Source organism: Actinotalea ferrariae CF5-4 (assembly GCF_000603945.1).
Taxonomy (GTDB): domain Bacteria; phylum Actinomycetota; class Actinomycetes; order Actinomycetales; family Cellulomonadaceae; genus Actinotalea; species Actinotalea ferrariae.
The window spans coordinates 1-23086 of sequence record NZ_AXCW01000060.1 but is presented as its reverse complement, the minus strand read 5'-3'; the positions used below and the strand labels follow the sequence as shown (position 1 = coordinate 23086).

19 protein-coding genes, 2 tRNA genes and 2 pseudogenes are annotated in these 23086 nt (G+C 68.4%); 13 read left to right on the top strand and 10 right to left on the bottom strand.

Translation table 11 applies throughout. The features are described from left to right. Together N866_RS07540 and N866_RS07535 are read left to right on the top strand one after the other, a co-directional pair. Positions 1 to 1231, top strand: a 1231-nt coding sequence (locus N866_RS07540; protein ID WP_034224891.1) for a M23 family metallopeptidase, incomplete at its 5' end; no start/stop codon positions are given. A 6-nt stretch (positions 1232 to 1237) separates the two neighbouring features. Then, positions 1238 to 1504 (top strand): DUF6112 family protein, encoded by a 267-nt coding sequence (locus tag N866_RS07535; protein WP_034224879.1) that lies wholly within the window; start codon positions 1238 to 1240, stop codon positions 1502 to 1504. 8 nt (positions 1505 to 1512) lie between these two features. On the opposite strand, the gene N866_RS07530 is transcribed toward N866_RS07535, so the two are convergent. Continuing rightward, the gene (locus tag N866_RS07530) at positions 1513 to 2379 is read right to left on the bottom strand and encodes a TIGR02391 family protein (RefSeq protein ID WP_034224877.1); all 867 of its coding nucleotides are present in this window, start codon (positions 2377 to 2379) and stop codon (positions 1513 to 1515) included. 188 nt (positions 2380 to 2567) lie between these two features. Between N866_RS07530 and N866_RS07525 the strand changes: the two genes are divergently transcribed. Genes N866_RS07525 through N866_RS07515 form a run of 3 tightly spaced genes read left to right on the top strand, consistent with a single transcriptional unit; the run spans position 2568 to position 5742 of the window. Then, entirely contained in the window at positions 2568 to 2864 is a 297-nt protein-coding gene (locus N866_RS07525) for a DUF6112 family protein (RefSeq protein ID WP_375544631.1), read from the top strand. A gap of 31 nt (positions 2865 to 2895) precedes the next feature. Then, positions 2896 to 4269 carry a hypothetical protein gene (locus N866_RS07520; RefSeq protein ID WP_034224889.1) on the top strand — a complete coding sequence of 458 codons (1374 nt, stop codon included), beginning with the start codon at positions 2896 to 2898 and terminating at the stop codon, positions 4267 to 4269. A gap of 3 nt (positions 4270 to 4272) precedes the next feature. Beyond that, a complete protein-coding gene (locus N866_RS07515) occupies positions 4273 to 5742 on the top strand; it encodes a PrgI family protein (RefSeq protein WP_034224873.1) in 1470 nt (489 codons plus the stop codon). A gap of 49 nt (positions 5743 to 5791) precedes the next feature. Here N866_RS07515 and N866_RS20860 read toward each other — a convergent pair whose 3' ends face one another. Further along, complete coding sequence (locus N866_RS20860; protein WP_155855250.1) at positions 5792 to 6229, bottom strand: hypothetical protein; 438 nt, start codon at positions 6227 to 6229, stop codon at positions 5792 to 5794. A 400-nt stretch (positions 6230 to 6629) separates the two neighbouring features. Further along, a complete protein-coding gene (locus N866_RS07505; RefSeq protein WP_216699397.1) occupies positions 6630 to 8423 on the bottom strand; it encodes a hypothetical protein in 1794 nt (597 codons plus the stop codon). Positions 8424 to 8466: 43 nt separating this feature from the next. Between N866_RS07505 and N866_RS07500 the strand changes: the two genes are divergently transcribed. From N866_RS07500 to N866_RS20390, 8 genes and pseudogenes are all read left to right on the top strand, one after another. After that, positions 8467 to 9297, top strand: a complete 831-nt coding sequence (locus N866_RS07500) for a hypothetical protein (protein ID WP_034224869.1) — start codon at positions 8467 to 8469, stop codon at positions 9295 to 9297. Further along, the gene (locus N866_RS07495) at positions 9294 to 10778 is read left to right on the top strand and encodes an ATP-binding protein (protein ID WP_034224867.1); all 1485 of its coding nucleotides are present in this window, start codon (positions 9294 to 9296) and stop codon (positions 10776 to 10778) included. Before N866_RS07500 ends, N866_RS07495 begins: the two co-directional genes overlap by 4 nt. Continuing rightward, positions 10775 to 11323, top strand: a complete 549-nt coding sequence (locus tag N866_RS07490; protein WP_034224865.1) for a hypothetical protein — start codon at positions 10775 to 10777, stop codon at positions 11321 to 11323. The genes N866_RS07495 and N866_RS07490 overlap by 4 nt, the downstream gene beginning before the upstream one ends. Further along, a pseudogene (locus N866_RS07485) lies at positions 11320 to 13103 on the top strand (type IV secretory system conjugative DNA transfer family protein). The gene N866_RS07490 and the pseudogene N866_RS07485 overlap by 4 nt, the downstream one beginning before the upstream one ends. An 80-nt stretch (positions 13104 to 13183) precedes the next feature. Then, positions 13184 to 13624 carry a single-stranded DNA-binding protein gene (locus N866_RS07480; protein WP_034224863.1) on the top strand — a complete coding sequence of 147 codons (441 nt, stop codon included), beginning with the start codon at positions 13184 to 13186 and terminating at the stop codon, positions 13622 to 13624. Between the two features lie 37 nt (positions 13625 to 13661). Beyond that, a complete protein-coding gene (locus N866_RS07475) occupies positions 13662 to 14201 on the top strand; it encodes a hypothetical protein (protein ID WP_081802432.1) in 540 nt (179 codons plus the stop codon). Positions 14202 to 14205: 4 nt separating this feature from the next. Further along, positions 14206 to 14433 carry a hypothetical protein gene (locus N866_RS07470; protein ID WP_034224858.1) on the top strand — a complete coding sequence of 76 codons (228 nt, stop codon included), beginning with the start codon at positions 14206 to 14208 and terminating at the stop codon, positions 14431 to 14433. 180 nt (positions 14434 to 14613) lie between these two features. Then, positions 14614 to 15654, top strand: a pseudogene (locus N866_RS20390) (recombinase family protein); the annotation flags it as partial. Between the two features lie 613 nt (positions 15655 to 16267). On the opposite strand, the gene N866_RS07460 reads toward N866_RS20390, so the two are convergent. The 7 genes from N866_RS07460 to N866_RS07435 form a co-directional block, all read right to left on the bottom strand. Continuing rightward, positions 16268 to 16340, bottom strand: a tRNA-Ala gene (locus tag N866_RS07460). A 91-nt stretch (positions 16341 to 16431) separates the two neighbouring features. Then, complete coding sequence (locus tag N866_RS22080) at positions 16432 to 16551, bottom strand: DLW-39 family protein (protein ID WP_216699396.1); 120 nt, start codon at positions 16549 to 16551, stop codon at positions 16432 to 16434. Positions 16552 to 16578: 27 nt separating this feature from the next. Continuing rightward, positions 16579 to 16652, bottom strand: a tRNA-Ile gene (locus tag N866_RS07455). Between the two features lie 115 nt (positions 16653 to 16767). Next, a complete protein-coding gene (locus N866_RS22075; RefSeq protein ID WP_081802431.1) occupies positions 16768 to 17409 on the bottom strand; it encodes a DUF3566 domain-containing protein in 642 nt (213 codons plus the stop codon). Beyond that, a complete protein-coding gene (gene gyrA, locus N866_RS07445; RefSeq protein WP_052022546.1) occupies positions 17406 to 20042 on the bottom strand; it encodes a DNA gyrase subunit A in 2637 nt (878 codons plus the stop codon). Before gyrA ends, N866_RS22075 begins: the two co-directional genes overlap by 4 nt. Positions 20043 to 20229: 187 nt before the next feature. Further along, positions 20230 to 22257 carry a DNA topoisomerase (ATP-hydrolyzing) subunit B gene (gene gyrB / locus N866_RS07440; RefSeq protein WP_034224881.1) on the bottom strand — a complete coding sequence of 676 codons (2028 nt, stop codon included), beginning with the start codon at positions 22255 to 22257 and terminating at the stop codon, positions 20230 to 20232. Positions 22258 to 22643: 386 nt separating this feature from the next. Next, a partial coding sequence (locus N866_RS07435) for a DciA family protein (protein WP_034224854.1) occupies positions 22644 to 23086 on the bottom strand: 443 nt, incomplete at its 5' end.

The following is a 23086-nucleotide window of genomic DNA, read 5'->3' as shown; positions in this document are numbered from 1 at the left end:
ACCACGCATAGATCCGAAGAGCCCCCAATCCGGCTGGGGAACCGTCGCTGAACTCATGGACCCCACCTACCAAGCCCGCGCGTTCTTCGGCGGCCCGACCGGCCCGAACTACTCCTCACCGCGCGGCCTGCTCGACATCCCCGGCTGGCAGCAGATGGACCCAGGCGCAGCCGCTCAAGCCGTCGAGGTCTCCGCCTACCCTGACCGCTACCGCAACTACGAACCCGTCGCCGAGAGCATCCTCACCGCCCTCACCAGAGGTGGCGGGCCTGGACTCGGAGCGGGCGGTGCAGCGTCCGCGTCGTCGCGGGTGGTGTTCCCACTGCCCGAAGGCACCTGGGTGCTGACCTCCCCGTTCGGGATGCGGACGCACCCGATTACCGGGGAGCAGAAGCTGCACACCGGCACCGACTTCGCCGCGCCCGACGGCACCCCGATCCTCGCCGCCGCCGACGGCGTGGTCACCGTCGCGGAGTTCTCCGGCGGATACGGCGGCCTCATCGTCGTCGAGCACACCATCGACGGCCAGACCGTCGCGACCGCCTACGCGCACATGTGGCAGCACGGCATCCACGTCCACGCCGGCGACCGCGTAATGGCCGGGCAGCACATCGGAGATGTCGGCTCCTCGGGCATGAGCACCGGAGCCCACCTGCACTTCGAGGTCCGCCCCGGCGGCACAGGCGGCGAAGCAATCGACGCCGCCGCCTGGCTCAACCAACACGGAGCCGCGGACCTCCCCACAGCGACCAGCGGATCACCAGCCGCCTGCAACACCGCCGGGACCCCCGGCGCGCCCAGTGGCGTCGATGGAGACCCCGACCGGCTCGTCGACGATCCCACCAGCTCGGGCAAGATCACCGCCCGCATGCTCCACCTCTACCAGCAGACCCTCGCCGCGTTCCCCGACACCGGCTGGGGCTGCTACTCACCGCGCCCCGGCACCAAGTCCGAGCACCCCCTCGGGCGGGCGTGCGACATCACCTTCGGCAACCGCATCGGCCAGCGACCCACCCCGGCCCAACTCGACGCCGGCTGGAAGGTCACCAACTGGATGAAGGACAACGCCGACGTGCTCGGCGTCGAGTACCTGATCTGGCAAGGGAAAATCTGGTCCCTCGGCCGCGACGCCGACGGCTGGCGACCCTACAACGGCGGCGGCATGCACGACCCCGCCTCCATCACCGGAGGCCACTACGATCACCTCCACGTCACCGTCAAGGCAGGTTGATCGGCGATGGGTGTCTTCCCCGACTTCGACGGGCTCGGCGGCATCGGAGACCTCCGCGCCGTGGTCGGCGCTCTCCTGACCTTCGTCCTCATCGTCGCCGTCCTCATGCTGATCGTCTCGGCGATCGTGTGGGCCATCGCGACAGCGCACGGCAACTACGCCACCGCCAGCAAGGGCCGCATCGGAGTCCTCGTCGCCGTCGGTGCCGCCGTCCTCGCCGGAGGCGGCGTCGCCTGGATGAACTGGCTACTCACAGTCGGGTCGAGTTTGTAGCGTTGCGGTCATTGATCCGATTCCTCCGCGTCGGCGCTCGCTGTTTCGCACCGGTCGAGCAGGCGCGCGAGGTAGCTGTACGCCGCGAGGCGCTCCATCGCTTCCTGCTCGGACAGTTCGGTGCGCGTGTGGGTCGTCACGTTGCGGACCGTGAGGTTCAGACCAGTGGCCAGCGCGTTGAGTGCCTTCGCGAGCGGCTCAAGACCACCGCGCATGCTCTTCACCGTCTTGTCATCCGACCCTCCCGGCCAGGTGAGCTTCGGCTTGCCCGGTTCAGGTGCGCCTGGCGACAACGTCTGCTGCCAGAAGACCGTGTCATCGACATCGTTCCTGCCGAGACGTTCCTTCCAGTGGACCGTGAGGCCTTCGGCCGCTTCACGAACTGCAACTCGGTACTGATGCGTAGTCCAATGGGCGGAGGCACCAGCCCAGACCACGGGGTGAAACTGTGCGGGAGCGAAGGTCGGAAGGTCAGAGTCCGTACGTGACTCGGCATCGACGATCATCGCGTCGAGCCTGCCCTTGACGTTGGCGGTAGTAGTCCGAATATCCCGAGGCGCGATGGGGGCCTTGGGTGCAGACATAAATGACCAGTTGGAGATTGGGTCGATCGCTCCGAGACCCGCGATCCCAATGTAGGCACCGGTCACTGACACTGCGCTCGCTGCCAGGCCAGCAGCCTCGGCGACACCGAGTTCGAGACGTTGAACCTCGTTCTGTTCCTGACCTTCCTTCGTCCACACAGTAGGAAAGAGGCCGCGCGCCGACATGTGATCTGACTCGACCTGAGTGCTCATCCAAGCGTCGAAGGCTTCCTCGAACTTCTCAACGGCGGCACGCAATCGCTGGAGGTAGTTCACCCCGTACTGACTCATATTCCTTGCACCTCTCGATCCGGCGGTCCCTTGCGGGCGCGCGACGCACAGATGCTCCAAGGCTACGGGCGGCCACCGACGAAGACGGCGACGAGAGCGCACCTGTCGCGTGTACCCCGTCTGCGAGTTCGCGGGCGGACCGCCCGTCGCCAAGGAGACCTACCGTGTTCGATCTGCTCACCAACGTCATGTCCGCGCCCCTACTGGTGCCGATGGACATCAACATCGACCCCAACACCGACGGCCTGCCGGGGATCAATCAGCTGCGCACCATCGTCGGCGCGGTGATGACCGTCGGCCTCATCCTGTCCGTGCTCGCGCTGATCGTGTCCGCGATCGTGTGGGGCTTCGGTGCGAACTCCTCGAACCCGCACCTCGCCTCGCGCGGGAAGATCGGCGTCCTCGTCTCCTGCGGCGCAGCGGTGATCTGCGGCGCGAGCGTAACGCTGATCAACTTCTTCTGGAACGTCGGCCAGTCCGTCTGACCCGCCCCGTCGTCGAGAGCTGGTGTTCGTGATGGGCGTGTGCGACGCTCCCGTGATCTCCTCGGTCTGCGATGCCGTCGGCGAAGGAGCCGCGTCTCTGGTCGCGGCCCCGTTCGACTGGCTCGCCCAGGCGATGGGTGCCGCCGCCGGGTGGCTGTTCGAGGCCGTCTGGTCGGTCTTCGACACCACGACTCTCGTGGATGTCACCAAGCCCGGCTACATCGCCGTCTACAACCTGCTGTTCGGCATCGCGGTCTTCGTCATGCTGATCTTCTTCTGCCTCCAACTCATCACCGGGCTGATCCGCCGCGACCCCACCGCCCTCACCCGAGCCGCGCTGGGGCTGGCGAAGTCCGTCCTCGGATCGTTCGTGGTCATCACGCTGACAGCGCTGCTGCTCGAAGTCGTCGATCAGCTATGCATCGGGATCGTGCAGGCCGCCGGAGAGACCACTGAGTCGATGGGCGACAAGATCGCCCTCCTCGCCGCAGGGCTGGTCGGGATCAACATCGCCGCACCCGGTGTCGGAGCGATTATCACGATCTTCATGGCCGGCCTCGCGATCACCGCCGCCGCGATCGTGTGGCTGTCCCTCCTCGTCAGGAAAGCGCTCCTTCTGGTGGCGGTCGTGTTCGCGCCGCTCGCGTTCAGCGGCGCATCCTGGGACGCCTCTCGGGGGTGGATCGGGAAGTGGGCGATGTTCGTCGTTGCCCTGATCTGCTCCAAGCTCGTCCTCGTCGTGATGTTCCTCGTCGCGATCACCCAGGTCTCGGCACCGATCGACGCCGACCTCGCCTCGGTCAGTGATCCCATCGCGGGGATCGTGCTGATGGCGATGGCCGCGTTCGCGCCGTACCTCACCTACAAGTTCATCGCGTTCGTCGGGTTCGACATGTACCACGCCATCGGTTCCGAGCAGGACGCCAAGAGCGCACTCAACCGGCCGATCCCCGTCCCGACCAAGCCGCAATCAGGCGGAGAGCCAAAGAAGGTGCTCGACGGAACCAGCGGCGGCGGGAACCCGGGCGGAGGCTCCGCCGGTGGAGGTAGCGCTCCACCGTCGCCGAAGACCCCGGCACCGGCACCCGCCGCGAGCGGCGGAGGGGCCGCCGGTGGTGGGGCTGCAGCAAGCGGAGGCAGTGCAGCCGCAGCCGGTCCCGTCGTGGCAGGCGTCGTGGTCGGGGCGAGTGTCGCCAAGGGTGCCGCGACCGCCGGGCCGGAGGCCGGAACCGCGTTGGGAGCCCAGGGTGAGCACGCCGCAGACGCAGCCGTGCAGACCCCGCCGCCGCCCGCCGCCTCACCTGCGGCACCGCCGTCGAGCCCGGCACCAAGACCGCCGAGCACCGACCCGTCACCGCCGCCGAAGCAGCCCCCGCCGCCCGCGCCACGCCCACCGAAGGAGTAGACGATGAGCAGCACGAACCACGACCACCCGACCGCGGGCGAACTCGTGCCGGTGAAGTTCTCCCGCCTCACCCGCCGTGGTGTCCTTCTCGGCCTGTCGCTGACCCAGCTCATCACGCTTGCCATCGGCGGAGCCACGCTCATCGGCGCGTTCTACGCCGGCGGCGGGATGCTCCTCGCCTACACCGCGCCCATCTGGGTACTCGCCGCAGCCCTGACCTGGATACCCATCGCAGGCCGTCCCATCGTGGAGTGGCTACCCATCGCCTGCTGGTGGCTGTGGCGCACCACCGGCGGCCAACTGCTGTACCGGCTCAGGATCGTCGTCCCGCGCCCCGTCGGCACCCTCGCACTGCCCGGCGACATGGCGCGACTGCGCGAGTACACCGACCCCGACACCAGCGCCGGCATGATCCACGACCCCCACGCCGCCACGTTGACCGTCGTGTGCGAGGTCACCCATCCCGCGTTCGTGCTCCTCGATCCCGGCGAGCAGGAACGCCGCGTCAGCTCCTGGGGCCGCGTCCTGGCCACCGTCTGCCGTTCCGGGCGGATCGCGACGCTGCAAGTCCTCGAACGCACCCTCCCGGACTCCGGCACCGGACTGGCCGAATGGTGGGCCACCCACGGCACCCCGGACGGCTCGTGGGCGGCCGACACCTACGCCGAACTCATCGACCGCGCCGGACCCGCCGGCGAACGACACGCCACCACGCTCTCGCTGTCACTGGACATGAAGACCAGTGCCCGTCAGATCAGGACCGCTGGCGGCGGGATACGCGGTGCCGCCGCCGTGCTGCGCCAGGAGATGAACACCCTCGTCGCCGCGCTCCGCTCCGCCGACCTCTCGCCGTCCGGGTGGCTGACACCGGGGCAGATCGCGGTGATGCTGCGCTCGGCCTACGACCCCGCCATCGCCGCCACGCTGGAACGCCACGGGAGGCTCGGCCAGTCGCTTGCGACTGCGGGGCCGGTTGCCGTCACCGAGACCTGGGGCAGGTTGCGCACCGACTCCGCTCACCATGCGGTGCTCTGGGTCAGCGAGTGGCCGCGGTCGCTGGTGTATCCGGGGTTCCTGTCGCCGGTGTTGCTGTCCACTGGCATCCAGCGATCGTTCTCGCTGATCTGCACCCCGATGCGCTCCGATGCTGCCGCTCGCGACATCCGCAAGAAGAAGGTCGAGCACATCTCCGACCAGGCCCAGCGCGCGAAGATCGGCCAGATCGAAGATGCCTCCCAGACCGCCGAGTACCACGACGTGCTCCAACAAGAAGCCGACCTCACCGCCGGACACGGCATCCTTCGCTACACCGGCCTCATCGCCGTCTCCGCACCCACCGTCGAAGAACTCGACGCAGCCGTTGCCGCCATCGAGCAAGCCGCGATCCAGGCATCCTGTGAGACCCGGCTCCTCGTCGGACAGCAAGCCGCCGCGTTCACCGCCGCCGCGCTCCCGCTCTGCCGCCGGGTCTAAGTCAACCGCCACCGCCGCGGCGTGACCCGACCCTTGCTCCGGCAGTGGATCAGGCTCGCGCCTCGATGAACCGAAGCATCGAAACAGGAACCGGCGCGTCTGGGGTTCGTGGCAGATCGACCACGGGAAGCACCAGGGACACGTCTGCGAGGTCGTCGACCCCGAGTTCTAGCCAGTCCGTGCAGTCGGCATGTGGCAAAGCGCTCACCAGCTGGCGATCCGCGAGCAGCAAGCTGAACGGAGGGAAGTGAATCACGGCAGAGATTGTCGGTGTGGTCGTTGTCGTCCATTCATCGTCCCTTCCACCATCCCGCGACAGCTTTACGGCCAAGCCCTCGTGTGCTCCCTCAAGGACCGCCGCCGCTCCGTCCGGCGCGATCGCCGCCAAGAGCCGGATGCCCTCTGGCGCTGGGGCTGCGACTCCATGCCGCACGGCCCCGACCAGGTCAGGGTGTGAATCGATGAGTTTCGGAGTCAGCGCTGTCATGCCCGCGAGCGCGGAGCGGATGAATCGGCCCGGGCGAACCTCGTTGAGCTTTCCTTCAATATGAGTCCGCTCGCCCTTCCATTGGGAGTGGAGCAGGTTGCCTGCGAAGGTGTAGGCCCACCGAATGTACTCGTCATCCCAAGGGGATGTGGCTGCCCGGCAAGGTTCGCAATGCGCATACAGGCTGGCGCCACCGAGTCGTGGACGCCCGTGGGCAAGTCGGTTGCCTGCTGTCGTGCCGCCCCAAGAGAAGCTCCCATTGTTGAATGCAGCTCTCGGTGGCACGTGTGCCTTGGTGAGTCTTGCCCGGGCCCCGCACAGCGCGCACTTGCCGCTCTTTGCCCGCCCACCCGTCGGCCGGAAGCCTTCCTGCTCACTCATGCCTGCACTCGCGCAATCTCTAGGCGTCGATGGCGGAGTCTGCTGTGGCAAGTCCTTCAATCGCTGTCGGGGCCGAAACAGCGTGGGGCGTTCTTTCGGAGAGAGCCGCCGCCAAGCTGTCGATGTCCTCGTGCTCCGCGGCGTCGGGGAACATCCAATGCAGATCGCGCTCCTCTGTGGCCACGTCGATAGTGGGTCGGACGCCCGCTCCGCGGTGCGAGCGACCGCGTACATTCCGCACGTCATCCAGGGAGTAGATCGGGCCGAGTTCGCCTCGCTTTAGGAGGTTCCCTGGGTTAGCGGTGACGATCCGTCGGTCAGTCACCGCTACGAACGTGCTCGACGCGAACTTCTCAACGATGGCACTGGCTCTTCCTGGCGCGAGCGCATCCCAGGTCGCATCAACCCTTCTGGCGAGAATGGCCGGCACGACGCCAGCGAAGTTGTGAGTTCCCATTTCGTATGGGAAGGCCACGCTGCGAAGCGTCTCGCCATCCTCAAGGAACCACCGAAGGATATGCAGATACGGATCGAGTTCAAGCCCTTCGGGTGCGCATACCGCCGCTGGTACTGCTGGCATCTCGACTGCTGGCTGGAGCATGTTGGCCAAAGGGTCGATCGCTTCGAGGAGCTGCCTGCAAGTGAGTTGAGAAGCCTTGGCGTCTTTTCGCTTCTTCGTGAGAGGCACGGTGGCGCGGCCGGGGAGTTCGGCGATGATCCGCAACTCGCGGACGAGCGACTCGGTCAGCGATCGGATTTCGGAGAGCGACTCGTCGATCTCGACGGGAGTGTTCCGGGCGATCCGGTCGAAGAGCTGCGCTTCGCTCTCGTCGTTGGTGCTTCGTGTTCTGGCGAGGGCGGCCCGGACAGCCTGGTACTCCGCGTGGGTCTTGAGTGAGCTGAGAAGCGCGTAGGTATCGAAGACGATTGCTTCGGCGTTGGATTCGAGGTACTGGCGGCGAGCGCGACCGTCCAACTTCCCGAGTTCCTGGACATGGCCTGCCACGTTCTTGCGGTATAGCTTCAATTGCTTGCGGATGTTGGGACCGCTGGGAGCGATGGGCTCCCAGACAGAGTCTGTGATGGCGTCGAGTTCGCGGGTCTCCTTGACTGCCTCATCGACGGACTCCGCCAGCCCTTCAAGCTCTGCCCATTGCTCGTTTCGGATGGCCTTGAGCGTCTGCGTCGTGAGCTGGATGTTGGAGCGGACGAGGCCGGAAATCTCGCCGAGCTGCATTTGGAGCGCGATCATGGCGACGGCCGGGCCGATAGCTGCGATCGCCGTGGCGGCCGTCATGGAGGCTGGGATGAATCGCGCCTGGGCGACCAGTTCACCGTTCTTGAAGATCGCCCCGAGCTTGGCGCCGTCCTTTGCTGCCATCTCCCCGCCGCTCTTCAACAGAGACAGCGTCGCATCGTTGACGCGGAAGAGGCCTTGCGCGCTCGATACAGCCTCTGCGACGTTCCCGACGATCGTGCCTGCGTTGCCGAAGGAGCCGAGAGCGGTGGAGAGCTGAGCGCGGTCGAAGGACGGCACCATGTCAAGACTGATGAGTTCAAGACCGTCGGGGACTTCGCCGAATACGACTGCGACGCCTGGCGTCACCTCGACGAGGGTCGTGGACGCTGCGAGCTCAAGCGCGTCGGTCCTGACCTGACCGTCCTCTGCGGTCTGCCTGCCAACGGCGTCATCATTACCGGACTCGTCGCGCGGGTCGTCCATGTGGCTCTCCTTCTCGCCGGTGACTGCCTCGTGCCTCCCTCCGACGCCTCCATCAAGTATGTCAGCCGCCTTCGACAGCGCCTGGGTCATCGCAGCACACCTCCTGGTCACACGACTTGCGAGGAGGCCGACCATGCCCACGTTCTTCGATTCGACTGCCGATGCCGCTGAGGCGTCCCAAGCCTTGCGCGGACTCACTCACGCGAGCCGGGGGTTCGATCAGCCAGCCGAGATGTATGGGGTTATCGGTGACCTGTCCTCGGGGATGCGGTCGCTGCGGCAGGCGCTCGACCAGATCGCTGATGTTCACGAGCGCAAGGCCGCGCACGCCTTCAACGACGCCGGCAGCCACGAGGCAGGAGTGCGGGACGCGCTCGCCACTGCGGAGGAGTTGCGTCAGGCCGCGAGTCTCGTCGACCGGGCGTATGACCGGCTCGCGGAGGGGTTCATCGCTGCGGGGCGGATCGCTTGGCATCCAGAGCCCGCCGTCGAGGAGGCCGCGCCGTCGCGGTGGGTCAGCGTGGTGTTCCTCCAGGGCGAAGAGGCCGACCGGCCATTGCGCATCCTCGGCGAGCTGGGCCATGTCGATGCGGTGGACTTCCTCGCGCAGTGGGACTACGGCGACGAGACCACGCAGGCCGCGCTGGAGAACGGATACGTCTACGACGAGCCCGGCGAGGGAACAAACGACCGGGTGGCGCTCTCGGGCGACTACGCGCTGGTCGTCAACCCGCACGTCGGCTACGTCTCGTTGCTGCGCCGCTACACCGAACCGGAGGCAGAGACCCACGCCGCCGAACAGATCGAGCCCGAGCCGGTGCAGGGTGGGCCGGAACTGCTGGTGTCGTACTCGTCGCCGGGCGCCCCAGAGCGGGCCGACCTGCCCGCGCCGAAGCGAGACGGGTCGTGGTTCGAGCCGGCCAAGATCACGGCGGTCAAGCAGGCGCGGGGGCTGGTGCGGTGACCGAGGATCGCGCGCGGCTGCACACTGCCGTTCTGGTGGCACCGTCGAAGGAGCGGCGCAAGCTCCGCAAGCAGCGCCGCAAGGCCGAGGCGAGGCTCCACGCCGAGCAGCACAGGACCGCGATCGCCGCCGCGAAGGCGAAGGCTGAGCAGGAGCGCGCCGAGCGCCGCGCGACGATCTACCTGCCGAAGGCGGGCGAGTCCGGTGCTGCGCGGCTGCGCACCCCAGGTCGGTTTCATCTGACGCGGCATCAGGACACGTCGGCGACACTGGCGGGCGCGTACCCGTTCGTCGCCGAGGGCGGTCTCGGCGCCGACGGCGTGTTCGTCGGCCAAGACCTCTACTCGGGCGGGAGCTTCGTCTACGACCCGTGGGTGCTCTACGCACGCGGCATCATCACCGCACCCAACGTGGTGCTGGCCGGGATCGTCGGCTCCGGCAAGTCATCGCTGGCCAAGTCCCTCTACACGCGGTCGCTACCGTTCGGGCGGCGCGTGTACGTTCCCGGCGATCCAAAGGGCGAACACACCGCCGTCGCCAACGCCGTCGGCGGACGCGCCATCGTCCTCGGCCACGGACTCAACACTCGCCTGAATCCACTCGACGAAGGCCACCGGCCCAGCGGACTCTCGGATGAGCAGTGGGCCTCGACCGTCGCTGCGCGACGCCGTGACCTGATCGGCGCCCTCGCGGAGACCGTGCTCGCGCGCGGCTTGTCGCCGTTGGAGCACACCGCGATCGACATCGCCCTGACTCAGACGGTGCGGGAGAACGACGTGCCGATCCTGCCGATGGTCGTTGATCGCATCCTCGCCCCGAGTGCGGATGCCGACGACAGGTTGGCCGAGGACGGCAGGCTTGTCGGCCATGCGCTGCGCCGCCTCGTGGCCGGTGACCTGGCCGGGCTGTTTGATGGCCCTTCGACGGTCGCGTTCGATCCGTCGTTGCCGATGATCTCGCTCGATCTCTCGCGGGTCACCGAGAACTCGACGCTCATTTCGGTGTTGATGACGTGCTCGTCGGCGTGGATGGAGTCTGCGCTGCTCGACCCGAACGGTGGGCAGCGGTGGGTGATCTACGACGAGGCCTGGCGGCTCATGTCCCACCCGGCTCTGTTGCGGCGGATGGATGCGCACTGGCGACTCGCCAGGCACTACGGGATCGCGAACATGCTGATCTTCCACAAGCTCACCGACCTCGACAACGTGGGCGACCAAGGCTCCGCCATGCGCTCGCTGGCCAACTCACTGCTTGCGAACGCCGAGACGCGGATCGTGTACCGGCAGGAGTCCGACCAACTCGGACCGACCGCTACCGCTCTCGGCCTGACCGGCACCGAGCAGCAGCTCTTGCCAAACCTCGGCGTCGGACAAGGCCTATGGCGGATCAAGGCCAGAAGCTTCGTCTGCCAACACCAACTCCACCCCGACGAACTCGCACTATTCGACACCAGCAGCCGTGCAGCCGGAGGCCACCGATGAACCTCAATGGCCCACGCCGATCCACCACGACCGACGACGAGAACACGGCTCCCGTCGAGCTGCCGCATGTCCTCGTGACCGTCGCCGAAGACGGCACCCTCGCCGCGATGGTCGATGGGACACCGTTCGCGTCGCCGGACGGGAGCGCTTGGACGCGGGCGACGTTCGGGCCGCTCATGGATGCCATCACCAAGGACCGCACCATCGCGGTCCGGGTCGAAGTGCGCGAGAACGATGGCGGCGTCTTCATCGAGATCCTCCGCACCCGCAAGCCCCGACGCGCAGCGGCACCGACCGAGAACCCGGTGCCGGAGACTCGTCGGAGCCGTCACGCCCGACGGATGCCGCGCTTGGCCGAGGTCACCGCGGGCGGGTTCGTCCCCGGCGAGGATGTCGCCGTCGCGACGATCGTCTCCCACACCGACGCCACCGGAACCGGCGAAACCCGGACGCTCATTGACCTCGACGACCTGCCGGACGGCACACACGAGGTGATCCTGTTCGGGCGCATCTCGGGCACGCTCGCGGTGCGGCGGCTGACATGAACCAGCGGCAAGCCGCGGGCATGGGCGACGAACTCACCAATGCCGCCCTCATTGGCCTGATCGGCATGTTCGGGATCGCTCTCGCCCTCCGCGCCGCTGGTAGCGTCGCCGCGTTCCTCACCGGCACACCGCAACCAGACGCCGGCGCAGCGGCGGGGCTCGCCGTACTGTTCAACCCCGGCGATCCAGCGACCGCGCTCGGTGCCGACGGACTCAACCCGGTCGTCTACTGGCTTGTCAGCACGGCACTGCTCGGCGGACTCGCTGCCGGGATCGTCTGGGTGTGGATCGTGCTGCGCCGCCACACGCGGAAGACAGAGACCGACCCGCACCGACTGGCGGGGATCGCGACCAGCCACGAGGTCAAGACCGCCGCATCCGCGAAAGCACTGCTTCACCGCGCGGCCACGCTGCGGCCCTCCTTGGAGTCGCCAGCACCGCAGGATGTCGGCTACCTGCTCGGTGCCAGTCGTGGAACGAAGGTCTGGGCATCGGTCGAAGACTCGATCCTGCTGATCGGCCCGCCCCGCTCAGCTCAGGCAAGGGCCTGCATGTCGTCATCAACGCGATCCTCGACGCACCCGGAGCGGTCGTCACCACCAGCACCAGGCCCGATAACCTCACCGCGACCCTCCGCGACCGACGCCGCAAGGGCGGGCCGGTCGCCGTGTTCGACCCGCAACACCTCGCCGAGGGCATCCCCGCCGGGCTGCGCTGGTCGCCCATTCGCGGGTGCGACGATCCGCTGACCGCGATGATCCGCGCCAACGGCCTCGCCGCCGCCACAGGCCTCAGTGCTGGCGGGGTCGAGTCCGGCGGGTTCTGGGAGGGCAAGACCCGCACAGCACTCCAGAGCCTGCTGCACGCTGCCGCGCTCGACGGCCGCCAGCCGGCCGAGCTGTTCAGGTGGACTCTTGATCCCAGCGCGGCGTCGGAGGCCGTCGCGATCCTCAACTCGCACCCGAACGCCGCGATGGGCTGGGACGACTCGCTAGCCGCGATGATCGACGCCGACCCCAAGACCCGCGACAGCATCTGGCAAGGCGTCTCCCTCGCGCTCGCAGCCCTCGCCGACCCGCGCGTGCTCGATGCTGTCACGCCAGGACCGCACGAACACTTCGACCCCGAGACCTTCCTCACCGAACAAGGCACCCTCTACCTGCTCGCCACCGGTGCCGGAGCGGGAGCCTCCGCGTCGCTGGTCGCGGCGTTCGTCGAAGACCTCATCGAAACCGCCCGCCGACTCGCGGCACGCTCACCGGGAGCCCGGCTCGACCCGCCGCTGTTGCTCGCGCTCGACGAGATCGGAAACCTCGCGCCGCTGCCGTCACTGCCGACGCTCATGGCCGAAGGTGGCGGCACCGGGATCACGACCATGCCGGTCTTGCAGTCCCTCGCCCAGGCTCGCGACAGGTGGAGTGAGCATCAGGCCGGCGCGATCTGGGACGCCAGCATCGTCAAGATCATCCTCGGCGGCGCATCCAACAGCCGTGACCTCCAAGACCTCTCCACGCTCATCGGAGAGCGCGACGAGCACACCGACAGCGTGACCCTCGGCGACCACGGCACCCGCTCGAATCAGCGCTCGATCCGCCGCGTCCCGATCCTGCCGCCAGACCGCATCCGAACACTGCCGTTCGGCACCGGCATCACGATGCTGCGCTCTGCGCCGCCCATCGTCACCGACCTGCGCGCCTGGCCGACCCGGCCCGACGCAGCGCAGCTCCGCACTGACCGCGACGAACTCGAAGCGCTTCTGCGCCACCGTCCCGCCTCCTGACGACGCTTGGAAGCTCCAGTGCACCTGCCTGACAGAGCGACCCACACGCAGTTGGTCGACCGAGTCAGGAGGAGGCCATCATGGCCATTCACACCCAGGAATCGCTGTCAGGCTTCATCGCTTCGGAGCCGTTGCTCACCGAGACGGCAAAGGGAGACGCCAGGTTCTTCGCCCGTATCGGCAAGGAGCACTTCCGCCGCGAGGACGACGGCTCGTTCACGCAGACCGAGACGACCTACCACCACTTGGTGATGTTCGGGCGTTCCGCTGAGCACGCGCACGCGAGCTTCGCCCAGGGCGACAACTTCGTCGCCGAGGGCTACACGCGGCCGGTCAACTACGAGCGCAACGGTCAGGCAATCGAGGGCGAAGAGTTCGTCGCCAAGAAGATCGGCCACGACGCCGCGCGAACCCGCTACGAGGTCGACCGGACGCCGCGCAATGGAGTGGGCCGGGACGCAGCAACGTACGAGCCGACGCAGCGAGCAGCGACCGCGGCGCACGCCCCGGTCAGCATGTGAGTTCGGGAGTCGAAGCACCATGAACGATCAGCATGAGATGGATGAGCCGGACGTCTTCGACGGACCGCCCCGCGTCACGAACGCGGACATGCCCGAACCGCCGCACCCCGTGAACTGGAACCTGCTGACGGCGCACGAGCTGGAGCAGGAATGGCTCGCGCTGAACCGGTGGGTTGACTGGCTGCGGCGCACCTATGGCCTCCCGGTCGCGGTGGTGCCGCCGTTCTGGCACCACCACCCGGAGATGGTCTGGGAGCTGTCGGCGCTGCACCTGCATTGGCTCGCGGCCTACGACCCCGAGCAGAACGCATCCGCGCCGCTCGGTTGGCACCGCGACTTCGCCGACGCTCGAGAGCGGCTTCGCTACTGGGTCACGGCCTGCGGTACTCGTGGGGACCGCGACCGCCCGACCCGGCAAGCTGCGTGGCCCGGTGAGGACCCGGCACCCACGATCCAGGACTTCACCTTCACCGACCGGGCCGCCGAGTTCGTCGAGTTCGTCATCGCCCAAGTCCGCAAGCGCCAGGAGGCCGAAGACGAGTTCTACGCCGGCCTGGACGACGACGAAGCGCAGTAGACCGATGAGCCGCTACGCCAAGAAGACCGACCGTCGCCCCTACGAGGAGCGGTCGTTCTCCGTCCGGGCCGTCCACCGCGAACGCGCCGACCTGCACAAGCTCGCCGAGGTTCTCATCCGGCTGACATTGCAGGAGACCGGCGAGAGCCGCGCGGCCCGCGCGGCCGAGCGGGTGCCCGACACCTACCGGGCGGCGCCGGATGGCCTGGCCGCCTCTGAAGCCGCCCGGTAGAATGAACTGTGCAAGCCTCGCGATGCGGGGTGTTGTGGCCTAAACCTCGCCGCTCGGCGGGCAACACGCACCGAGACCATCGGGTCTCGCCCTACAGCCTTCAACGGCTGCTCTCACGATCAACACCCCTCCCACCAACAGTGGGAGCGCGAGGGTCGAACCGCGTGAGAGTGAGCCCCGATGACCACCATTGCCGACGATCCGGCAGCCAGCCTCATCGACCCGCCCAAGACTGCGGCTGCCGCTGTGTCGTACCTGCGGGTCTCCACCCGCGAGCAGGCCGAGAAGGGCGGGACCGACGAAGGCTTCTCGATCCCTGCCCAGCGCGAAGCGACCCGGCGTAAGGCCGAACAGCTCGGCGCCGGCATCGTCGAGGAGTTCGTCGACGCGGGAGCCTCAGCCAAGTCGTCCGACCGGCCCGAGCTGATGCGGATGATCCAGTATGTCAAGGCCAACAAGGTCGCGTACTGCATCGTTCACAAGGTCGACCGGCTCGCCCGCAACCGCGCCGACGACGTGAGTATCCACCTCGCACTCCAACAGTGCGGGGTCATGCTCGTGTCTGCGTCCGAGAACATCGACGAGACCCCCTCCGGGATGCTGCTGCACGGCATCATGTCCACCATCGCCGAGTTCTACTCCCGCAACCTCGCCACCGAGGTCGCCAAGGGCATGAACCAGAAGGCCATCGGCGGCGGCACGAACGGGCGCGCGCCCATCGGCTACTTGAACGTCCGCAAGCGCGACGAGCTCGGGCGCGAAGTCCGCACCATCGAGCTCGATCCCGAGCGAGCACCGATGATCGAGTGGGCGTTCAAGGCGTACGCCTCGGGCAACTGGAGCGTCAGCCAACTCCACGACGAACTCACCTCGCGCGGGCTGCGCAGCCTGCCCACGCCGAAGAGGCCGGCGAAGCCTCTGGCGGTATCCACCATCCATCGGCTCCTGACCAACCCGTACTACAAGGGCGATGTCATCTACAGGGGCACCCGCTACAAGGGAAGCCACCCGGCACTCGTGCCAGCCGAGGTCTGGTACCAGGTACAGTCCGTGCTCACCGCGCACCAGTGCGCCGTCGAGGCAACCCAAGTCCACGGCCACTACCTCAAAGGCACCATCCACTGCGGCCAGTGCGGCTCCCGGCTCATCGTCTCCAACGCGAAGAACCGCCACGGCAACGTCTACTGCTACTTCGTGTGCTCCGGTCGGCACTCCAAGCGCACCGACTGCACACGCCAGGCGATGCTCATCGAAGACGTCGAGAAGCTCGTCGAGGACTACTACACCCGCGTCCAGATCACGCCCGCCCAGCAGGACGCCCTCGCGGGCATGCTCCACCACGAGTTCGACCGGCTCATGGCCGTCGAAACCGAGGAACTGGAACGCCTCACCACCAACCGTGACCGGCTCGAAAGCGAGCAGGACCGCCTCATGCAAGCGCACTACGCCGACGCGATCCCGCTCTCCGTGCTCAAGCGCGAGCAGGACCGCATCGTCGCCGAACTCAACCAAGTGACCCGCCGCATCGACGCCCACTTCGGCGACTACGCCGACGCCCGAGCCCACCTCGACGACGCCCTCGGCCTACTCGCCAACTGCGCCAACATCTACACCCGCTGCGACGACACCAACCGGCGCCTGTGCAACCAGGCCTTCTTCACCAAGGTCTTCATCGACGAGGACAACGAGCTGCGCGTCGAGCACAACCGGCCCTTCGAGATGCTCCTCGATCCGCAGGTCAACGCCAACGCCCTGACCTGGGCCGCAGACGCGAACAAGGCCCGAACCTCGACCAACGTTTCCGTTGGCAAGGGTTCGAGCCTTGTGCGTGCGGTGGAGCCAAGGGGACTCGAACCCCTAACCCCCTGCTTGCAAAGCAGGTGCGCTACCAATTGCGCCATGGCCCCGTGCGGCCGGGGCCGCGGGTGGCACCTCGGGTGCCGTGCTGGTGGTGCGTTCGGGTCGTGCTGTGAGTCGTGCTGTCCTCGATCGGACCCGTCAGGCGACGTCGTCCGTGACCTCGGTCCACAGGTCGCGCTCGTCACGGTCCTCCGCGTACGTGCGCCAGGCGAGGTAGCCGGCTCCGACCGCGAGCAGGGCGATGATGATCTTCTTCATCTGTCCTCCGGTGGAGCATCTCGGGAGTGGGCCTAAGAGGACTTGAACCTCTGACCTCTTCCTTATCAGGGAAGCGCTCTAACCGTCTGAGCTATAGGCCCGTGCGCCCGCGGGCGCCGCATGAGACTACCCCAGCGCCCACGTCCGGCCCAAGTCGGCTTGTGGTGGGCGGGCGGCCGGTGCGAGCGGCAGCCGCGGGGGGAGAGGCGTCCGTGCTCAGTCGTCCGTCAGGGTCATGTGGATGCCACCCACGAGCGCCGCGACGATGTTGTAGAGGAACGCGCCGATGGTCGCCAGGGCGGTGAGCAGCACGACGTCGACGATCGCGATGATCGTCGCCAGGGCCATGACCCGGTCGAAGGCGACGTACTCCTCCATGGGGAAGAAGTCCGGGTTGCCGGTGATCTCGGTGATGGTCTGGTCGAGCTGGGCGAAGACGCCCTGGCCGTCCAGCGTGAACCAGACGACCGCCGCGGCGACGACCATCATGATCCCCACGGCGAACGACAGCAGGAACGACAGCTTCATGACGGACCACGGGTCGATCCGCGCGAGCGCGAGGCGGACCCGCCGCGGAGCCGTGGTGGCCGCGGACGCGCCCGCCTCCTCGCGCGGGGCGACGCCCGGTCGCGACGACGCCGGGCGGTCGTCGCGGTTGACCGCACCCGCGACCGCGGCGCCGGCCGCCTTGAGACGGTCCGAGACCGACGGCGACGCCCCGCCGTCCCGCGCCGGCACCGCCGGACGCTCCGCGGTGGTCCGGACGTCGGTCTGGGGCGCGCTCTCCGCGGTGCGGACCGACGTGCGGCCCGGTGCGGTCGGGCTGGTGGGGCGCGGCTGCGTGCCGTCGGTGCTCATCGGTCTCCCTCTGTCAGCGCCGGGTCCTCACCGGGTGCCGCGTCCTCGACGGGGGTCTCGCCCGCCCCCTCCGCGTCAACGGTAACCGCATCGGTCCCAAGATTCCGCTCCACGTTGCGGGCCACCGCGAGGATCCGGTCGCCGGCGTCCGGCTTCGCGAGGATCACACCGGTCGCGTCCCGCCCGTGCACGGGGATCTCCCCGACGAGCGAGCGGACGACCTTGCCCCGTTCCATGACCACGAGCACCTCGTCGGCGGCGCCGGCCATGAGCGCACCGACGAGCGAGCCACGGTCGTCGGGCAGGCGCGCCGCCCGGACACCGAGGCCACCGCGCCGCGTCCGGCGGTAGTCGAGGTTCCCGTCCCCGCCGACCCGGTGCATGTCCGACCGCTTCGCGGTACCGCCGTCGGTGATCGTCACGAGGTACGACTCGGGCTCGATCACGGTCATCGCGAGCAGCTCGTCGCCCTCGCGGAACCGCATGCCCGTCACACCGGACGTCGCCCGACCCATGGGCCGCAGCTCGTCCGTCGTCGCGCGGAACCGCACGGCCTGACCCTTGCGCGACACGAGCAGCAGCTCGGAGTCCTCGTGGACGAGCGCCGCGGAGACCAGCTCGTCGGGGGTGCCGTCCTCGTCCGCGCGCAGGTTGATCGCGATGAGGCCCCCGGAGCGGTTCGAGTCGTACTCCGCAAGCCGCGTCTTCTTGACCAGACCGCGCCGCGTGGCCAGGACCAGGTAGTCCGCCTGGTCGTAGTCGCGCAGGTCGATGACGTTCGCGATCTGCTCGCCCGGCTGGAACGCCAGGAGGTTCGCGACGTGCTGGCCCTTGGAGTCCCGGCCGCCCTCGGGCAGCTCGTACGCCTTGGCGCGGTAGACCCGGCCGAGGTTGGTGAAGAACAGCAGCCAGTGGTGCGTCGTCGTCACACCGAAGTGCTCGACGACGTCGTCCGCCCGCAGCTGCGCGCCCCGGACGCCCTTGCCGCCGCGCTTCTGCACCCGGTACTGGTCGCTGCGCGTGCGCTTGGCGTACCCGCCGCGGGTGATGGTGACGACGACCTCCTCCTCGGGGATGAGGTCCTCCATCGACACCTCGCCGTCGAACGGCAGGATCGTGGTGCGACGCTCGTCGCCGTACTTCGTGACGACGAGGTCGAGCTCGTCCCCGACGATCTGCCGCTGCCGCTCGGGGCGGGCGAGGATGTCGGTGTAGTCCTCGATCTCCCGCATGAGCTGGTCGTAGTCGTCGATGATCTTCTGCCGCTCCAGGGCGGCCAGGCGGCGCAGCTGGAGGTTGAGGATGGCGGTCGCCTGGACCTCGTCGACCTCGAGCAGCGCCATGAGCCCGCGGCGCGCCTCCTCGACGTCCGGCGAGCGGCGGATGAGCGCGATGACCTCGTCGAGGGCGTCGAGGGCCTTGAGGTAGCCGCGCAGGATGTGCGCCTTCTCCTGGGCCTCGCGCAGGAGGAAGTTCGTGCGCCGGACGATGACGTCGAGCTGGTGGGTGACCCAGTGGCGCACGAACGCGTCGATGCTCAGCGTCCGGGGCACCTCGTCGACGAGCGCGAGCATGTTCGCGCCGAAGGTGTCCTGCAGCTGCGTGTGCTTGTAGAGGTTGTTGAGCACGACCTTCGCGACGGCGTCGCGCTTGAGCACGACGACGAGGCGCTGGCCGGTGCGGCCCGAGGTCTCGTCGCGGATGTCCGCGATCCCCTGGATGCGGCCCTCCTTGACCAGCTCGGCGATCTTGGCCGCGAGGTTGTCCGGGTTCACCTGGTACGGGAGCTCGGTGACGACGAGGCAGACCCGGTTCTGGATCTCCTCGACCGTGACGACCGCCCGCATCGTGATCGACCCGCGGCCGGTCCGGTAGGCGTCCTCGATGCCGCGGCGGCCCAGGATCGTCGCGCCGGTGGGGAAGTCCGGCCCGGGGATGCGCTGGATGAGCGCCTCGAGCAGCTCCTCCTTGCTGGCCTCCGGGTGCTCCAGGTGCCACTTGACGCCCTCGGCCACCTCACGGAGGTTGTGCGGCGGGATGTTCGTCGCCATGCCGACGGCGATGCCGGCGCTGCCGTTGACGAGGAGGTTGGGGAACCGCGCCGGCAGGACGGTCGGCTCCTGCGTGTGGCCGTCGTAGTTGTCGCGGAAGTCGACGGTGTCGCGGTCGATGTCGCGCACCATCTCCATCGCCAGCGGCGCCATCTTGCACTCGGTGTACCGGGGCGCCGCGGCCGGGTCGTTGCCCGGGGAGCCGAAGTTCCCCTGGCCCCAGACGAGCGGGTAGCGCAGCGACCAGTCCTGCACCAGGCGGACCAGCGCGTCGTAGATCGCCGTGTCGCCGTGCGGGTGGTACTTGCCCATGACGTCGCCGACGACGCGCGAGCACTTGGAGAACTGCCGGTCCGGGCGGTAGCCGCCGTCGTACATGGCGTACAGGACGCGGCGGTGGACCGGCTTGAGGCCGTCCCGCACGTCCGGCAGCGCGCGCCCGACGATGACCGACATCGCGTAGTCGAGGTAGGACCGCTGCATCTCGAGCTGCAGGTCGACCGGCGTGATCCGGTCGGTGAGCACCTCGGCGGGCAGGTCGGGCGTCGGCTCGTCCCCGGTGGGCGGCGTCTGGTCGGTCACGGTGCTCCTCGTTCAGGACAGGCGGTGGTCCGGTCGTGCGTCGGTGCTCGCTGCGCTCGCGCTGTGCCAGCGATCCTCAGATGTCTGTGCTTGTTGTCGACATCCTGCGGTGCTCGCGCCGTGCCAGCGTTCCTCAGATGTCTGTGATTGTTGTCGACATCCTGCGGTGCTCGCTGCGCTGCGCTCCTCAGATGTCGAGGAACCTCACGTCCTTGGCGTTGCGCTGGATGAAGCTGCGGCGGCTCTCCACGTCCTCGCCCATGAGGATGGCGAAGATCTCGTCCGCCGCGGCGGCGTCGTCGAGGTTCACCTGCCGCAGGGTGCGGTGCTCCGGGTCCATGGTCGTGTCCCACAGCTCCGAGTAGTCCATCTCACCCAGGCCCTTGTAGCGCTGGATGCCGTTCTCCTTGGGCACGCGCTTGCCGGCGGCGATCCCCTCGGAGAGGAACGCGTCGCGCTCCCGGTCGGAGTACACGTAGTCGTGCGGGGCGTTGGACCACTTGATGCGGTACAGCGGCGGCTGCGCGAGGTAGACGTGCCCCTCCTTGATGAGGTCGGGCATGTAGCGGAACAGCAGCGTCAGCAGCAGCGTGGAGATGTGCTGCCCGTCGACGTCGGCGTCGGCCATCAGGACGATCTTGTGATACCGCAGCTTGCTGATGTCGAAGTCCTCGCCGATCCCGGTGCCGAACGCCGTGATGAGCGCCTGCACCTCGGCGTTGCCCAGGGCGCGGTCCAGCCGCGCGCGCTCGACGTTGAGGATCTTGCCGCGGATCGGGAGGATCGCCTGGGTGCGCGGGTTGCGCCCGCGGACGGCCGAGCCACCGGCCGAGTCGCCCTCGACGATGAAGACCTCGCACTCTTCGGCCTTGTTCGACTGGCAGTCGCGCAGCTTGCCCGGCATGCCGCCGGACTCCAGCAGCCCCTTGCGTCGGGTCGCCTCGCGGGCCTTGCGCGCGGCCATCCGAGCCGCCGCCGCCTGGATGGACTTGCGAATGACGTCCCGGGCCTCGCTGGGGTGGGAGTCGAGCCAGTCGGTCAGCTTCTCGTTGACGACCTTCTGCACGAACGTCTTGGCCTCGGTGTTGCCGAGCTTGGTCTTCGTCTGGCCCTCGAACTGCGGCTCGCCGAGCTTGACGGAGATGACGGCGGTGAGCCCCTCGCGGATGTCGTCGCCGGTGAGGTTCTCCTCCTTCTCCTTGAGGATGTTCTTCTCGCGCGCGTAGCGGTTGACCAGGGTGGTCAGCGCGGCGCGGAAGCCCTCCTCGTGGGTGCCGCCCTCGGTGGTGCTGATGGTGTTCGCGAAGGTGTGCACCGACTCGGAGTAGGCGCCCGTCCACTGGAGGGCGACCTCCACGGCGATCTTGCGCTCCGTGTCCTCGGCCTCGATCTCGATGACGTCGGGGTGCACGATCTCGACCTTCTTGGCCGCGTTGAGGTGCTTGACGTAGTCGACGAGGCCGCCGTCGTACCGGTAGCTCACCGTCCGGTGGTGCAGCGGTCCGCCGTTGTCGGCGGCGACGTCGGTGGGCTGGTCCTTCGCCGGCTCCGTCACCTCGTCCTCGGTGCCGGTGTGCTGCGGCCGCTCGTCCGTGAGCGTGATCTGCAGGCCCTTGTTGAGGAACGCGTACTGCTGGAACCGCGCCCGGAGCGTCTCGAAGTCGTAGTCGACCGTCTCGAAGATCGCGTCGTCGGCGTGGAAGACCTGCGTGGTCCCGGTCTCCTCCGTGGGCTCGAGCTGCTCCAGCTCGCCGACGGGCTTGCCGCCGTCGGCGAAGGACTGCCGCCACGTGTACCCGTCGCGCTTCACGGTCGTGACGACCTTGCTGGACAGCGCGTTGACGACCGAGATGCCGACGCCGTGCAGACCGCCCGAGACCGCGTAGCCGCCCCCGCCGAACTTGCCGCCGGCGTGGAGGATCGTCATGACCACCTCGACCGTCGGGCGGCCCTCCGTGGGGTGGATCGCGACGGGGATGCCGCGGCCGTCGTCGGAGACCCGGACGCCGCCGTCGGCCTGGAGCACGACCTCGATGTGGGTGCAGTACCCGGCCAGCGCCTCGTCGACCGAGTTGTCGACCACCTCGTAGACCAGGTGGTGCAGACCGCGGGGACCCGTCGAGCCGATGTACATGCCCGGCCGCTTGCGGACGGCCTCCAGCCCCTCGAGGACCGTGATGTTGCTCGCGTCGTACCCGTTGTCCTTGCGGACCACGGTCGGTGCGGGGTTCTCGGAGGTGCCGTCGAGCGGGTCGGTCTGCGGTGCGGTCGCGCTCTGGTCAGCCACGGGCCGGGGTGCTCCTTCGAGGTCGCGCGGGGGACGACCCCGTCGCAGAGGCTCCCTGGTGGTCGCGTCGACGGAAGGAAGGCCGCACGACGACGGGCCACGCGCTGGGCGCTGCGCCGGACGGCTCCTCCGGCGCTCCGGAGCACCAGGAATGACAGCGGTCAGTCTACCCTGTCATGGCCCTCTCACGGCCTTGCACACAGCCAGGAACGCCGATCAGGACGAGGCGGTGACCCGGTGGTGGCCGGAGCACCTCGCGGGCCTCAGAGCGGCATTCGCGGCCCTGGCGGGTGTGTCACGGCACAAGACGCCGCTCAGGCGTAGGTGTCGCGCGGTCCGCGGCCGGCCACGCGACGCTGCCCGTGGCCCCACTGGACCCCGGCGGGCCCGACCACCTTGACGTCGCGGACCACGTCCGGACCCAGCTCGGCCTCCAGGCGGCGCAGCAGCTGGGGCACGAGGAGCCGGACCTGCGTGGCCCACGCGGTCGAGTCGGTGCGGAGCACGAGCAGACCGTCGTCGAAGGTCTCGGGCGTGCAGTGGTCGGCCAGCTGGTCGCCGACGACCTCGCGCCAGCGGCCGACGACCCCGCCGACCGACAGGTCCGCCGACCAGCCGCGCTCGGTGGCCAGCCGGGACAGGGCGTCGCCCACGAGCGCGGGGTCCCGCCCGTCGCGCGCCGCCGAGGACATCTGCACCTCCGTCGGCCGCTGCCGACGGCGCAGGGGCGCGCCCGGTCGCAGCCCGCGCGCCTCGG

Excerpts from the sequence above, each read along its gene's own strand:
- N866_RS07480 (WP_034224863.1), top strand. The coding sequence starts at position 13,184 with ATGGCCATTCACACCCAGGAATCGCTGTCAGGCTTCATCGCTTCGGAG.
- N866_RS22075 (WP_081802431.1), bottom strand. The coding sequence starts at position 17,409 with ATGAGCACCGACGGCACGCAGCCGCGCCCCACCAGCCCGACCGCACCG.
- N866_RS07530 (WP_034224877.1), bottom strand. The coding sequence starts at position 2,379 with ATGAGTCAGTACGGGGTGAACTACCTCCAGCGATTGCGTGCCGCCGTT.
- N866_RS07525 (WP_375544631.1), top strand. The coding sequence starts at position 2,568 with ATGTCCGCGCCCCTACTGGTGCCGATGGACATCAACATCGACCCCAAC.
- N866_RS07470 (WP_034224858.1), top strand. The coding sequence starts at position 14,206 with ATGAGCCGCTACGCCAAGAAGACCGACCGTCGCCCCTACGAGGAGCGG.
- N866_RS07475 (WP_081802432.1), top strand. The coding sequence starts at position 13,662 with ATGGATGAGCCGGACGTCTTCGACGGACCGCCCCGCGTCACGAACGCG.
- N866_RS22080 (WP_216699396.1), bottom strand. The coding sequence starts at position 16,551 with ATGAAGAAGATCATCATCGCCCTGCTCGCGGTCGGAGCCGGCTACCTC.
- N866_RS07505 (WP_216699397.1), bottom strand. The coding sequence starts at position 8,423 with ATGACCCAGGCGCTGTCGAAGGCGGCTGACATACTTGATGGAGGCGTC.
- N866_RS07520 (WP_034224889.1), top strand. The coding sequence starts at position 2,896 with ATGGGCGTGTGCGACGCTCCCGTGATCTCCTCGGTCTGCGATGCCGTC.
- N866_RS20860 (WP_155855250.1), bottom strand. The coding sequence starts at position 6,229 with ATGACAGCGCTGACTCCGAAACTCATCGATTCACACCCTGACCTGGTC.
- N866_RS07515 (WP_034224873.1), top strand. The coding sequence starts at position 4,273 with ATGAGCAGCACGAACCACGACCACCCGACCGCGGGCGAACTCGTGCCG.
- N866_RS07535 (WP_034224879.1), top strand. The coding sequence starts at position 1,238 with ATGGGTGTCTTCCCCGACTTCGACGGGCTCGGCGGCATCGGAGACCTC.
- N866_RS07500 (WP_034224869.1), top strand. The coding sequence starts at position 8,467 with ATGCCCACGTTCTTCGATTCGACTGCCGATGCCGCTGAGGCGTCCCAA.
- N866_RS07490 (WP_034224865.1), top strand. The coding sequence starts at position 10,775 with ATGAACCTCAATGGCCCACGCCGATCCACCACGACCGACGACGAGAAC.